The organism is Enterovibrio calviensis DSM 14347 (assembly GCF_000621165.1).
In the GTDB taxonomy this organism is placed as follows: Bacteria; Pseudomonadota; Gammaproteobacteria; order Enterobacterales; family Vibrionaceae; genus Enterovibrio; species Enterovibrio calviensis.
Window position 1 is genome coordinate 53334 of record NZ_JHZA01000012.1, and the last position, 14213, is coordinate 67546.

Genomic DNA, 14213 nt, shown 5'->3' on the forward strand with positions numbered 1-14213 from the left:
TTTATTGATTAATAAACGAACAGCGGCCAAAGCTGTGATCAACGTTGTCTGCTTCATCAATAGACTGAGAGGCACTGCAAGAGACGGAAATCGAGATAAAAAAAACGCCACTAGATAGTGGCGCCAGATCAAAAATCAAATTCCAAATCGGAACGAAAATATCTGTTAGAGCGGGGTAATGTATGTATCAAGCAAGAATTTCAATTACTTGCTTTTGTATCCGAACGTCGCCGGATAACGAAAATTGGCGGTGTATACGGAACCACGGTTCCAGTATTGGCTAGCAGAACTGCCTTTCATCAGTTGTACCTCAAAATAATTCGATAGGAATAAATGCAGCTTTAATAAAGCTCGGTTCCGTGGAGACGAATGATTTCGGGTTTATCCATAAACAAATGAAGCGCACAGCTATGTCTTTGGGCTCACTGCCCATCCAGAAGACGGTGAGATAATAGCCTATACGTTATTTTATTACAAACAAAAAAGAGATCTAAATCACATTAATGCTTGATGTCGCATTTTTATGTAATTAAATTACACAAATAGTGCTGAGTAATTGCACAGAGATAAAGACATACGCATGGCAACGAAAGTGCTATCGCATGCATTGCCTCTTGAATAGCCCACTCACGGACTCCGTTTCAGTTACACCGTATGTGCAGTCATGAATAGTGCAAAACACGGAGTCACAGCTCAAGATGTGGGCTATTAGGCCTATCTGCAGCGATATGCTTTTAACAAGGCATACTTTTCCGTTACAAATTCTGTTAGGTTAATTGCTTGCAGCACTGCTGCCTTTTTCATTCCATGTTTTTCTGGAGATAGCCTGTGTCAGAAATTAGTCAATTGTCGCCACAACCTGTGTGGCAGTTTTTCGACAAAATTTGCTCTATTCCTCATCCTTCAAAGCACGAAGATCAACTCGCTCAGTTCATTGTTGACTGGGCAACGACTGAGGGACTGTCGGTTAAACGCGACGACATAGGCAATGTCATCATCAAAAAGCCTGCCACCTCAGGCATGGAAAACCGCAAAGGTGTCGTACTACAAGCACACATCGATATGGTGCCGCAAAAGAACGAAAACACTGATCATGATTTCGCTGTCGATCCTATCCGTCCTTATATCGATGGCGAATGGGTGACTGCCGATGGCACCACGCTAGGTGCTGACAACGGCATGGGAATGGCAACTTGTCTTGCTGTACTTGCCGCGAGTAATATCGAACATGGCCCGCTTGAAGTCCTATTAACGATCGACGAAGAAGCGGGTATGACGGGTGCTTTTGGCCTAAAAGAAGGCTGGCTAGACGGCGAGATCTTGCTAAACACCGATTCCGAGCAAGAAGGTGAAATCTACATGGGTTGTGCGGGCGGTGTAGACACTGCCATCGACTTCAAGCTAGAGCGAGAAGATCTCGGTGAAGGCTATGTCGGTAAAACCCTTCAAATCAAAGGCCTAAAAGGCGGACACTCAGGTGTTGATATTCACACTGGTCGCGCTAATGCCAACAAACTGCTCGGACGCTTTCTTGCTGGGCACGCAAAAGAATTAGGTCTGCGTCTTCTATCTATTCGCGGTGGTACGCTTCGCAACGCCATTCCACGTGAAGCCTTTGCTAACTTGGCCGTGCCTGCTGAGAACGTGGATAAGCTTGTTACATTGTTCTCGCATTTTGAAGCCTTGCTCCAACAAGAGTTAGGCGCGGTGGAAACGTCGATTGCTCTGGCAGTGCTAGATCTTAACATTGAAGAACAAGCACTGACGTCAAACGTGCAAGACCGCATTATTGCGACCATCAACGCTTGCCCTAATGGCGTGATCCGCATGAGCGATGATATCAAGGGGGTGGTTGAAACCTCATTGAACCTAGGTGTCATAACTACCGAAGACAATACAATGACACTGCTATGTTTGATTCGCTCATTAGATGACAGCGGCCGAAGCTACGTAGAAAGCATGCTGCGCTCTTTAAGCACATTGGCCGGTGCAGAAGTCACATTCTCGGGAGCATACCCTGGCTGGAAACCCAACCCAGATTCCGAAATCATGCATGTCTTCCGCGACACCTACAAAGACATCTACGGACGTACGCCTGATATCATGGTCATTCACGCTGGCTTGGAGTGTGGTTTGTTCAAAGAACCTTATCCAAACATGGACATGATCTCTTTCGGTCCGACGATTAAGTTCCCTCACTCACCTGATGAGAAAGTGAACATCGCGACTGTTGGCCTATTCTGGGAACAGATGATTGCGATGCTAAAAGCGATACCTGTTAAAGCTTAATGTGATAACACCAATCGCAACAAAGGGCGCGAATATCGCGCCTTTTTGCATTTTTAACAGTGCGTTTTACCAATCAAAACTCAGTTGTGTTGCCTTACTACTATCAATGGTTAACAACCCGACAGTAAGGCCTATCAGCCGAATGCCACGTCCATTTTTCCGTGACAAGGCTTCAATCATCAACTCAGGAAATGCATCTTCATCGTAGCGCCACTGCTTATGCTCAACCGTGGTTTGTTGAAAGTCTGAAAATTTCAGCTTAACGCCCTGACGAGCGATCAGTAAATCAGGGCAAACACGTTTCAACCGTGTTTCCATTTCCTCATAGAGCGACTTCATCACGTCCAAACACTCTTCTTCGGTTTGAATGTCTTCAGGTAACGTACGTTCCACCCCAACCGACTTACGCACACGATCGGTTTCAACGTCACGCTCATCAATGCCTTGGCAGCGATTCCACAAAGCATGTCCAAACTTACCAAACCGCTGCAGCAACATGTTTCGATCGTACTGCTGTACGTCCTCCCCCTTGAATAGCCCGAGCTCATGCAGTTTCGACAAAGTCACTTTTCCCACTCCCGGAATCTTCTCTAACGGCAGAGCTTTTACAAAAGCATCAACTTCAGGAGGAGTTACAACATACAAGCCATCGGGCTTGTTGAGATCCGAGGCTACCTTGGCGACAAACTTAACCGGCGCAACCCCCGCAGACGCAGTTAATCCCAATTCATTTTTTATCGACTGGCGGATATCTTCCGCAATTAGGGTAGCTGAACCTTTAAAAAGTAAGCATTCACTAACATCAAGATAGGCTTCATCAAGAGATAGCGGTTCTATCTTGTCAGTGTATCGGGCAAAAATGGCGCGTATCTGGACAGAGACGGCCTTATATTTGCTCATGTCACCTCGCACAACCGTCAAGTTGGAGCAGAGTTTAAGTGCATGGGCAGTGGCCATCGCGGATCGCACACCATATTGGCGAGCCATGTAATTGCAGGTAGAAATAACGCCGCGGCGCTTTTCAGAGCCACCAATCGCTAGCGGAATATTACGCAGTTCTGGGTTATCCCGCATCTCCACTGCTGCATAAAAACAATCCATGTCTACGTGGATAATTTTTCTCATGTCATACTTAAATGTGCCTGTATCACTGTTTATAAAAACAGTATTTACATACCAAGTCAATCACCCTGCGTATTCTTGTATCTCGGCTATTATTAACATTTGACTGATAAACCATTCAATAGACACATTGATGAGACATGAGAAGGAAAATACCCTCATGAAAAATAACCTCAAAGTGCTTGTTGTCGATGATAGCCCTACATTTCAAAGTTACGTTTCAGCACTGCTCGTCGATGCTGGTTTTGAACCCGTGGTTTTTGGTACGCTCGCCGAAACCATGGCGTATTTAGAATCAGAGCCTCCTCTCATTTGCTCTGTGCTTGATTACTGTCTGCCCGATGCGCCTAAAGGCGAAGTGATGGACAGCGTGCTACAAGCTGGATATCGCGCCATTGTATTAACGGGTAATGCCGATAAGAATCTCAGGGAAGAGTTGCTGAAAAAAGGGATTGTCGATTACATCCTTAAAGACAGTGCAGTGTCATTAGCATTTTTGGTGCCTTTGCTGAATCGTTTGGTTCAAAACACCAATAAAACCGCATTGGTCGTCGATGACTCCCGCGTCATTACGCAATATCTAACTTAATTATTAGAACGTCAGTATTTGAATGTAGTAACAGCGTCTAATGGCCTAGAAGCACTCGAAGTCATGGAAAACACTTGGGACGTGAATCTCGTTATCACCGATAACGATATGCCTTTAATGAACGGTTTGGAGCTCACTCAGCATTTAAGATTAAATAAAACCCGTGATGAACTCGCTATCATAGGATTGTCAGCATCTAACAACCCCGATCTCATTCCTCAGTTCTTAAAAGCCGGCGCCAATGATTACCTTAACAAGCCTTTTAATCAGGAAGAGCTATATTGTCGCATTCACACAGTGCTCGATATGCAAGACGCCAGCGAACAGCTCTATTTTTTAGCTAACCGAGATGACCTTACGGGATTGTGGAATCGCAGATACTTCTTCAATTTTGCCGACGAAAACCCAGCGCCATTTAAAAGCATCGCCATGATTGATGTTGACCATTTCAAAATGATTAACGAGAAATTTGGGCATGACGGCGGCGACTATGCGTTAAAGTCCATTGGGCAAATGCTTAACACTGCGTTCTCTTCTGCATTGCCAGCAAGATTTGGTGGTGAAGAGTTTGTGGTGCTTTGCACTGGTAACGTTGATGTATTCAATGCCGAACTGGAGGCATTCCGAGGCCAGTTGGAAAATACCATGATGAGTTACCAGGGCCAGACCATACGACTCACTACCAGCATCGGAGTGGCAAGCGGAGAGCAGTCGTTGCCTCACTTGCTTAAGACTGCCGATGACAAGCTATACGCAGCAAAAGACAATGGTAGGAACAACATCGTCTATTAAAAAACCGCCTTTCGGCGGTTTCCTTTAAATGATTTGGTTCTTCTTCCACTCTTCGGCGCGAGCAGCGCGTGCTTCGCGCTTTTGCCTCGCATCACAAGGCTCTGGACAATCACATTCTTTCTCAATGCCAACCGAACCCAATCCACCGCAGCTGCCGCTGATGGTTTTACGTTGAACAATGTAGCCGATCGCCATGCCAGCAATCACTAGCAGGAAAACCGAAAACGTTATCAGATACTCAGACATTATAATGACCCTTAACGTGTTAGATATTTTGTAAACGCATCCGATGCGACTTCTGTAAAACCATTATCGGTCTTTACAATAAAAAATGCTGGGATATTTTCGCGGTTCGCCAAAGCTAACGCACGATCAGGTCCCATCACCATAAATGCCGTTGATAGACCATCAGCGGTCATGGATGACTTATCCAGAACGGTCACAGACACCAAGCGGTGATTAATCGGCTTAGCCGTCTTTGGATCGATGGTGTGCGAATAACGCACCCCATTCTCTTCAAAATAGTTACGGTAATCACCTGATGTGGCAACCGCCATATCACCAGGCGCAATAATTTCTTGAATGGACTGCTGCTCTTCACTCGGCTTCTCAATGGCAATTCGCCACGGATGACCTTCTCCATTCACGCCTTTAAGCTGAAGTTCACCACCAATTTCAACCAAGTAGTTTTGCGCGCCAAGTTGTGCCAAATAGTTAGCGACCACATCAACCCCAAAACCTTTAGCAATAGACGATAAATCGACATAAAGATCAGCATTCGTCTTGGTGAGTGAACTATCCGTCGCACTCAAAAACTCGATACCGGTCATTTTTCTGCGTTCGGCGATCAATTCATCACTAGGAACTCGATCTGGGCGCCCCTCAGGACCAAAGCCCCATAAGTTAACTAGAGGTCCCACAGTCACGTCAAGCGCACCGTCAGACAACTGATTTAAGCGGATGGCTTCGTTCACCACTTTCGCAGTATCCGCCGAAACCGTGAATGCTTCGCTGTCGTTCTGGTTATTGAAACGACTCAGCTCAGAGTCTTTTCGGTACGTGGACATTTGGTCGTTAACAAGTTCAAGGCGCTTATCGATTTCAGCCTGAACATCAACGGTGCTTGGCATATCGCCTTCAGGTAAATACTTAACGGAATAGTAAGTACCCATGGTCGACCCCGTAAGGTGGACCTGCTTAGGCGCTTGGTCACATCCGGCCAAGAGAAAAAGGCTGCTAACAATAAGACCGAGAGACAACAGGAATTTTTTCATTACTTCATCCAGTTGGTTGAAATGGAGATACAGGAACAGCACCAATAAGATGAGCGAGCCTGTTTAATACGAATCGCAGTATGCATTTACAGTGAGATGACCATGCAATAGCGGAGAAATACCCACTGTGATTAGTATCGATGGATTGTTGACGATGTAGATGCAAAATGGCTGACCCAAAGGCCAGCCATTTGTCTTTTCGACTCAAAGGTGATTAGCCGCCGAAGTCATCCAGAAGGATGTTTTCGTCTTCTACACCAAGGTCTTTCAGCATGCCGATAACTGCCGCATTCATCATTGGAGGACCACACATGTAGAACTCACAATCTTCTGGGGCATCGTGGTCTTTAAGATAGTTCTCAAACAACACGTTATGGATAAAGCCAGTATAGCCTTCCCAGTTATCTTCTGGCAGAGGATCTGACAGAGCGCAATGCCACTGGAAGTTAGGGTTCTCTGCTTGAAGACCGTCAAAGTCTTCTACATAGAACATCTCACGCTTAGAACGTGCACCATACCAGAAAGACATCTTACGGCTAGATTTCAATCGCTTAAGCTGATCGAAGATATGCGAACGCATTGGAGCCATACCGGCACCACCACCTACGAATACCATTTCAGCATCAGTATCTTTCGCGAAGAACTCACCAAACGGACCAGAAATCGTACACTTATCGCCTTCTTTCAAAGACCAAATGTATGAAGACATGATACCAGGCGCAACATTTGGATTATTTGGTGGCGGCGTAGCGATACGCACGTTCAACATGATAATGCCAAATTCTTCTGGATAGTTCGCCATTGAGTATGCGCGAATGGTTTCTTCGTTAACCTTAGACTCGTAACGGAATAGGTTAAACTTGTCCCAATCTTCGCGGTACTCTTCTGGTACATCGTAGTCTGCATATTTAACATGGTGAGCCGGTGCTTCGATTTGGATGTAACCACCCGCACGGAAAGGCACTGATTCGCCATCAGGAATTTGCAGTTTAAGCTCTTTGATGAAGGTTGCTTTGTTATCATTAGAGATAACTTCACAAGCCCATTTTTTCACACCAAAGATTTCTTCTGGCAGCTCGATATCCATGTCAGTTTTCATTGCAACCTGACACGCTAGACGCTCGCCTTCACGCGCTTCACCTTTGCTGATGTGATCAAGTTCAGTCGGCAGAATATCACCGCCACCGTCTTTGATCTTAACGCGGCACTGACCACAAGAGCCACCGCCACCACAAGCAGAAGAAACGAATACACCAGCACCAGCAAGTGCACTTAGCAGCTTGCCACCTGGTTGAGTGGTGATCGCCAAATTGGGATCGCCATTTACAGAGATGATGATGTCACCTGAAGGTACCAGTTTGGATTTGGCGAACAAAATCACCAATACCAATACCAGCACGATAAGAGTAAACATCACTACACCAAGAATAATGTCCATTGACTAATCCTTATATCGCGGTTTACCCGACTTACAGTTGAACACCAGAGAAAGACATAAAGCCCAATGCCATCAAGCCTACAGAGATAAAGGTAATACCCAAACCACGCAGTGCAGGAGGAACATCAGAATACTTCATCTTTTCACGAATACCTGCCAGCGCAACAATCGCCAACATCCAGCCCACACCTGAGCCGAAACCGTACACCACAGACTCCATGAAGTTGTAGTCACGTTGAACCATGAAAGATACGCCACCAAAGATCGCACAGTTAACTGTGATCAATGGAAGGAAGATACCTAGTGCGTTGTAAAGTGGCGGGAAAAAGCGGTCTAGGACCATTTCCAGAATCTGAACCAATGCAGCGATAACACCAATGAAGGTGATAAAGTTTAGGAAGCTCAGATCAATGCCTGGTGCCAATGCGCCATCTTTCAAAATCAGGTTGTACACCAGATTGTTGACAGGAACAGCAATGGTCAATACAACAATAACCGCGACACCTAGGCCAAATGATGTTTTAACTTTCTTAGATACTGCCAAGAAAGTACACATGCCTAGGAAGAATGAAAGCGCCATGTTCTCGATGAAAATCGAACGAACCATAAGGCTAATGTAATGTTCCATTACGTCCTTACTCCTTCGCTTCTACTTGTTCAGGTTTGAACGTACGTACAATCCAGATCAGGAAGCCGATCAGGAAGAACGCTGATGGAGCTAGCAACATCATGCCGTTCGGCTGGTACCAACCACCTTCTGAAGTCAAAGGTAGGATGGAAACACCAAACAACTTGCCAGAACCCAACAGTTCACGGAAGAAACCAACAGTGATCAATACGAAGCCGTAGCCCAAACCGTTACCGATACCGTCAATGAATGATGGCAGGGGCGCAGACTTCATTGCATACGCTTCTGCACGACCCATAACGATACAGTTGGTAATGATCAGGCCAACGAATACAGACAACTGTTTAGAGATGTCGTAAACGTATGCTTTCAAGATCTGGTCAACCACGATAACTAGCGATGCAATGATCGCCATCTGCACGATAATACGAACAGAGTTAGGAATATGGTGACGAATAGCCGAAACGAACAAGTTTGAAAACGCGGTAACGAAAGTTACTGCGAGTGTCATTACAAATGCTGTTTCAAGCTTGGTGGTGACTGCTAGCGCAGAACAAACACCTAGAACCTGAAGGGCGATCGGGTTGTTGCTAAGGATCGGTGCCCATAGGTTCTCTTTCAGTTCTTTAGTATCAGCCATTGTTCAGCTCTCCCTCTTGAACCTTCTTAAGGAATGCGCCAAAGCCATTGTCACCCAGCCAGAAGTCGAAAGTATTCTGAACACCGTTTGAAGTCAGTGTTGCACCAGAAAGACCATCGATACCGTGGATGTCACCCGGTTGTGCGCCACCTTTTACCATGCGAATCGCAGGCTGACCTTTGTCGTCAAACAGCAACTTGCCTTCGAATTGTGAACGCCAGCGTGGGTTTTCAACTTCACCGCCAAGCCCTGGTGTTTCGCCTTGTTGGTAGTAAGCAATACCACCTACAGTGTTGCCATCAGTTTCAACAGCAACAAACGCGTACATCATGGACCAAAGACCGTTACCGTGCATTGGCAGGATGACTTCATCAGTCTGACCTTGATCATTCTTAACCAAGTAAACCTTAGCCAAATTCGCACGACGACCAATCTTGCCGAAATCTTCCTCAGCAGCAAGTTTCACTGACTGAGAAGGATCAGACGCAGCGACGCGTTGGTCGTAAGCTGCAGCTTCTTCAACCGTTCCTGTGAAGTCGCCAGTCGATAAATCAACAAGACGAGGTTCAATGAACTTGTCAAAAGCGCCCTGAACGTCACCATTTGCATCAATGCCTGCAACAGACAAGATGTTGCGCTGAACGTCAAGAACTGCGTTTTTCTGCTGTAGAGGACGCAGAGACACTGCCGCAAAAGAAACCACAACTGAACAAACAAGGCTCAGTGCGATAACTACGGTCAGCGTTTTTTTAATGCTATCGTTATTGCTTGACACGAGCCAGTCTCCGTTTGATGTTGCCCTGGATTACCAGGTTGTCGAACAGCGGTGCAAACAGGTTCGCAAACAGGATAGCCAGCATCATACCCTCAGGGTAAGCTGGGTTAACCACACGAATCATCACTGCCATCGCACCAATCAGGATGCCATACGACCATTTAGCTTTGTTGGTGAATGACGCTGAAACTGGGTCGGTTGCCATGAACATCATACCGAAGGCAAAGCCACCCAGTACCAAGTGCCAGTGCCAAGGCATGCTGAACATTGGGTTGGTATCAGAACCAATGATGTTAAATAGCGTTGCCGTTGCAACCAAACCAATAAAGGTACCCAAAATGATGCGCCATGATGCAATACGCATCGCGACAATCATTGCGCCACCGATAAAGATTGCCAGCGTTGACACTTCACCGATAGAACCAGGAATGTGACCAATGAAAGCGTCCATCCAAGTGATCGCGTTACCAGAAACGGTATTAACTAGCGCGCCTTCGCCGCCTGCAGCCCACTGGCTCAGTGCAGTTGCACCTGAGAAACCATCTGCCGCAGTCCACACCAAATCACCAGAGATTTGAGCAGGGTATGCGAAGAAAAGGAATGCACGACCAGCAAGTGCTGGGTTCAAGAAGTTACGGCCTGTACCACCAAAGATTTCTTTCGCAACAACAACACCGAAGGTAATACCTAGTGCTGCCTGCCAAAGAGGAAGCGTTGGTGGAACGATTAACGCAAACAGAATTGAAGTAACAAAGAAGCCTTCGTTAACTTCATGCTTACGCACCATACAGAAAAGGACTTCCCAGAAACCACCAACAATGAACACGGTAGCGTAAATTGGTAGGAAGTAAGTTGCGCCAAGCAGCATCTTGCTTGCCCAACCCGCCTCTGGTGCCAGCGAACCACCTAACATTTCTGTTAGCCAGTAGTGCCAGTTGCCACCCACAATCGACGCAAGCTGCTCAGCACCGTACATAGAGTTCAGTGCCATAATGGCCTGGTCACCCGCGTTGTACATGCCGAAGAACATTGCTGGGAATACCGCCAGCCACACCATGATCATGATGCGCTTAAGATCGATACTGTCACGAACGTGAGCACCACGCTTAGTGACAAGTCCAGGCGTATAGAGAACAGTGGCTACTGCTTCGTAAAGCGCAAACCATTTCTCATGCTTGCCGCCTGGTTCAAAATGCGGTTCGATATCTTCAAGAAATTTTTTCAGACCCATGATTACCCTTCCTTCTCAATTTGATCAAGGCACTCGCGTAGCATCGGGCCAAAATCGTATTTGCCAGGGCAAACAAACGTACACAAAGCAAGGTCTTCAGGATCCAGCTCAAGTGCACCTAGCTGAGCCATACTGTCCAGATCACCTGCACAAATATCGCGAAGCAAAAGCGTTGGCTCAATGTCCAGTGGCATAACACGCTCGTAGTTACCGATTGGTACCATTGAACGCTCACTACCGTTAGTGGTAGTGGTCATGTTGAACAGCTGGCCTTTAAAGAACTGACTCAGGTACGCACGCGTCACTGAGAACTTGTTCTTGCCTGGAGTGATCCAGCCAAGCAGTTCCTTTTCACGACCTTCACGTAACGCACTTACTTGTAAGTGGAAACGACCAAGATAACCGTGAACACCGCCAGCTTGTGTACCACTTAGTACGGAACCAGAAATGAGACGGATTTCTCCAGGCATCAATTCGCTGTTAGTCAGCTGGTTGATTGAAGCACCAATTTGAGTACGGATAAGACGTGGGTTATTGACCACAGGACCCGCAAGAGCAATAACGCGGTCTGTGAAAAGTTCGCCTTCAAGGAAAAGCTTACCGAACGCAATAACGTCTTGGTAATTCAAATGCCAAACCTGCGCTTCAGCACCAACAGGGCGAAGGAAGTGAATATGGGTACCAACCAGACCAGCTGGGTGAGGACCATTAAACACTTGCTCTTCTACATTGGACTGAGAGCTACGTGGCAGGCTTGATTCGCCTTTACACACGTATACTTTGCCATCAGTTAAACGCGAAACAACGTCCAAACCAGCTACAAACGCTGCTTGCTGTTCATTAATGATCAGCTCAGGGTTTGCCGCTAGAGGATTGGTATCCATCGCGGTAACGAAAATAGCTTTAGGTTTTGCATCAACCTGTGGGTTTTTGCTAAATGGGCGGGTACGAAGCGCTGTCCACAAACCTGAATCCACCAATTGGTCTACAACCAATTGACGATCTAGGCCCGCGATTTCAGAGGCTTCATATTTGTTGAAAGTGACTTGCTCGTTGCCTTCAATTTCGATGACAACTGACTGAAGAACACGTTTCGCACCGCGGTTAATTTCAACCACTGTGCCCGCTGCAGGTGCAGTAAATTTAACGCCTGAATTCTTTTTGTCTTCAAAAAGAACCTGACCTTTCTTCACTACATCCCCAACACGAACATGCATGGTTGGACGCATGCCAACGTACTCTTCGCCTAGCAAGGCGACTTTTGTGATGGCTGGGCCATCATTTATCACCTGAGCAGGAACCCCTGAAACTGGGATATCCAAGCCCTTTTTTATTGTAATCATACGCACTTGCACTACATTAACGGGAAAAAAAAATCTGTTATTGCGCAGTTAATACACGACTTTCCACTGTCTGGCTGAACGATATTCAATCATAGCCTTCGCAACTTCCTCATCACCAACTCGCAACATTTTGACTTACGGAGTCAGTTTTCAAGCGGTGGATTCTATCATCAACCAAAGATGCTATTCCACGGCAATCACCGTGATGCACCCTGTATTTTCGGCAACTGAGCAAAGTATCGCCAATTCAGGTCAATAAGTATGAGCGGGTGCACAAAATAGCCTGCAAAGCCCATGTGTAAAAATTGTTACAAAATCAACATAAGCGTCTATAGCCCACCTTAATTTTGATTTTCTTAATACACCAAAATCTTTAACAATCCACTGGAAATCATTTTTTATCAGACTCACAACAAAAAACGTTTTGTGAGTCGATATGTATCTATCAAATTACTTACCGCGCAATAAAAGGGCCATTATTTTCAACAGCCCGTCTCAATTATTTTGTATCTAACAACGACCCGCCACGACAAGCTGGCGACGCCGGAGAATGACCATTCAGATCATTCCACTCACTCTCAGTATATGTATGAATTGCCAAAGCATGGATATCATTTTGTAATTCATCCGCCAGCGTCTGATTTACCGCACGGTGCCTAGTGATCAATCGCTGCCCTTCGAAGTCCGCACTCACAACCGTTACTTTAAAGTGACTTTCTGATCCAGTCGGCACGTTGTGCATATGGCTTTCGTTGAGTACTTCTAAAAAGATAGGTGAAAACGTGGTGTTCAGTTTCTGTTCGATTTTTTGTTGAACAATCATGTGTCCCTCTTTAATCATTGCTTTTTTCCTACAATGTCATCTTCGATTGCCGCAAGACAATTGCAGTATTCCTGTCTTCTGCGACAATATACATCATTATCACTAGCGCTTCGCTGACACCTCCCATGAAAACCACATTACAAATTGCAGACATAGCATTGGAACTGCGCCGATATCCCTTGCAAAAGAACGAAACATTGCAAGCTTGGGATGCTGCCGATGAATATCTCATCGAGTGCATCGAAGAGAAAGAGCTGGAACCGGGCGCACATATTCTGTTTATGAATGACGGATTCGGTGCACTGAGTTGCTGGGCCTCATTGAAAGGCTTTCAAGTCACGACGATCAATGATTCTTGGTTGTCACAGCAGAGCATTGAGCAAAATCTCAAGGCCAATGACTTGGGCCATGTTGCGATGCTGTCATCGCTAGATACCCTGCCATCAGATATCGACGTCGTTGTCATGAAGCTACCAAAGAACAATCGCCTTTTAGTATGGCAGCTTCAGCAAGTTTCTCAGCTCAGCAGCAAAGGCATCTCCATTGTTGCTGGAGCAAAAGTAAAAGACGTGCATACCTCAACACTCAAACTGTTTGAAAAGCACTTGGGCGCAACGCTGACCTCGTTAGCCAAGAAGAAATCGCGACTGATTTTCTGTGAAAAAGAAAAGCAAATTGACGCATTACCGGCCGCGACAACATCATTTGATGTGCCCGACTATCAGCTCACACTCGCTAACCACGCGAATGTGTTCTCCTCAGAGAGCCTTGATATCGCCGCCTATTTGATGCTTCAACATATGCCGCAGGATGAAAAAATTAAACACATCATTGATTTAGGTTGTGGTAACGGCGTGTTAGCAATACAGGCCGCGAAACTAAACCCTCAAGCTAAAATCACCGCTGTGGACGAGAGTCATATGGCGATTGCATCTGCCACGATGAATTTGGCAAATCACGGTATTGACCCGTCAAGAACACATTGTATGGTGAATAACTGCCTTGATGGCTTTACGCCAGACAGTGCTGATGTTGTGATGTGTAACCCCCCGTTCCATCAATTACAAGCCGTAACAGATCACATCGCATGGCAAATGTTTTGTGACGCTCAGCGGGTTCTTGAGCCGAAGGGGCGAATTGTGGTTATTGGCAATCGACACCTCGGCTATCATACTAAATTGAAACGTCTTTTTGGCAATGCTCAAGTCATTGCTTCTAACCGTAAGTTTGTTATTGTCGAAGCTTATAAATAGCCAGACTTTAAAGGGA

General features: G+C 46.0%; 13 protein-coding genes and 1 pseudogene. 4 read left to right on the top strand and 10 right to left on the bottom strand.

The window, feature by feature from the left end; translation table 11 throughout:
- Positions 1 to 828: 828 nt before the first annotated feature.
- Complete coding sequence (locus Q365_RS0112530) at positions 829 to 2289, top strand: aminoacyl-histidine dipeptidase (RefSeq protein WP_028023662.1); 1461 nt, start codon at positions 829 to 831, stop codon at positions 2287 to 2289.
- Positions 2290 to 2355: 66 nt separating this feature from the next.
- On the opposite strand, the gene dinB is transcribed toward Q365_RS0112530, so the two are convergent.
- Positions 2356 to 3414, bottom strand: coding sequence for a DNA polymerase IV (gene dinB / locus Q365_RS0112535; RefSeq protein WP_028023663.1), 1059 nt, complete (start codon positions 3412 to 3414; stop codon positions 2356 to 2358).
- A 157-nt stretch (positions 3415 to 3571) separates the two neighbouring features.
- On the opposite strand from dinB, the gene Q365_RS26135 reads away from it, so the two are divergent.
- Positions 3572 to 4000: a response regulator gene (locus Q365_RS26135; RefSeq protein WP_051563790.1), complete on the top strand. Its 429-nt coding sequence runs from the start codon at positions 3572 to 3574 to the stop codon at positions 3998 to 4000.
- Positions 4001 to 4015: 15 nt separating this feature from the next.
- Positions 4016 to 4792, top strand: a pseudogene (locus tag Q365_RS27440) (GGDEF domain-containing response regulator); the annotation flags it as partial.
- A gap of 24 nt (positions 4793 to 4816) precedes the next feature.
- On the opposite strand, the gene nqrM reads toward Q365_RS27440, so the two are convergent.
- From nqrM to bolA, 9 genes are all read right to left on the bottom strand, one after another.
- Positions 4817 to 5038 (bottom strand): (Na+)-NQR maturation NqrM, encoded by a 222-nt coding sequence (gene nqrM, locus Q365_RS0112545; RefSeq protein ID WP_028023664.1) that lies wholly within the window; start codon positions 5036 to 5038, stop codon positions 4817 to 4819.
- A gap of 11 nt (positions 5039 to 5049) precedes the next feature.
- Positions 5050 to 6066 (bottom strand): FAD:protein FMN transferase, encoded by a 1017-nt coding sequence (locus Q365_RS0112550; protein WP_028023665.1) that lies wholly within the window; start codon positions 6064 to 6066, stop codon positions 5050 to 5052.
- Positions 6067 to 6280: 214 nt separating this feature from the next.
- The gene (nqrF, locus tag Q365_RS0112555; RefSeq protein WP_028023666.1) at positions 6281 to 7504 is read right to left on the bottom strand and encodes an NADH:ubiquinone reductase (Na(+)-transporting) subunit F; all 1224 of its coding nucleotides are present in this window, start codon (positions 7502 to 7504) and stop codon (positions 6281 to 6283) included.
- Between the two features lie 31 nt (positions 7505 to 7535).
- Positions 7536 to 8132 (bottom strand): NADH:ubiquinone reductase (Na(+)-transporting) subunit E, encoded by a 597-nt coding sequence (gene nqrE, locus Q365_RS0112560; protein WP_028023667.1) that lies wholly within the window; start codon positions 8130 to 8132, stop codon positions 7536 to 7538.
- 7 nt (positions 8133 to 8139) lie between these two features.
- On the bottom strand, positions 8140 to 8772 hold the full coding sequence (locus Q365_RS0112565) for an NADH:ubiquinone reductase (Na(+)-transporting) subunit D (RefSeq protein WP_028023668.1): 633 nt from the start codon (positions 8770 to 8772) through the stop codon (positions 8140 to 8142).
- Positions 8765 to 9547 carry a Na(+)-translocating NADH-quinone reductase subunit C gene (locus tag Q365_RS0112570; protein WP_028023669.1) on the bottom strand — a complete coding sequence of 261 codons (783 nt, stop codon included), beginning with the start codon at positions 9545 to 9547 and terminating at the stop codon, positions 8765 to 8767. Before Q365_RS0112570 ends, Q365_RS0112565 begins: the two co-directional genes overlap by 8 nt.
- Positions 9534 to 10778 (bottom strand): NADH:ubiquinone reductase (Na(+)-transporting) subunit B, encoded by a 1245-nt coding sequence (locus tag Q365_RS0112575; protein ID WP_028023670.1) that lies wholly within the window; start codon positions 10776 to 10778, stop codon positions 9534 to 9536. The genes Q365_RS0112570 and Q365_RS0112575 overlap by 14 nt, the downstream gene beginning before the upstream one ends.
- A 2-nt stretch (positions 10779 to 10780) precedes the next feature.
- A complete protein-coding gene (locus Q365_RS0112580; protein ID WP_028023671.1) occupies positions 10781 to 12121 on the bottom strand; it encodes a Na(+)-translocating NADH-quinone reductase subunit A in 1341 nt (446 codons plus the stop codon).
- Positions 12122 to 12620: 499 nt separating this feature from the next.
- A complete protein-coding gene (gene bolA / locus Q365_RS0112585; protein WP_028023672.1) occupies positions 12621 to 12944 on the bottom strand; it encodes a transcriptional regulator BolA in 324 nt (107 codons plus the stop codon).
- Between the two features lie 125 nt (positions 12945 to 13069).
- Here bolA and Q365_RS0112595 point away from each other — a divergent pair, with 125 nt between their 5' ends.
- Positions 13070 to 14197, top strand: coding sequence for a methyltransferase (locus tag Q365_RS0112595; RefSeq protein WP_028023673.1), 1128 nt, complete (start codon positions 13070 to 13072; stop codon positions 14195 to 14197).
- The last annotated feature ends 16 nt before the right edge of the window (positions 14198 to 14213 follow it).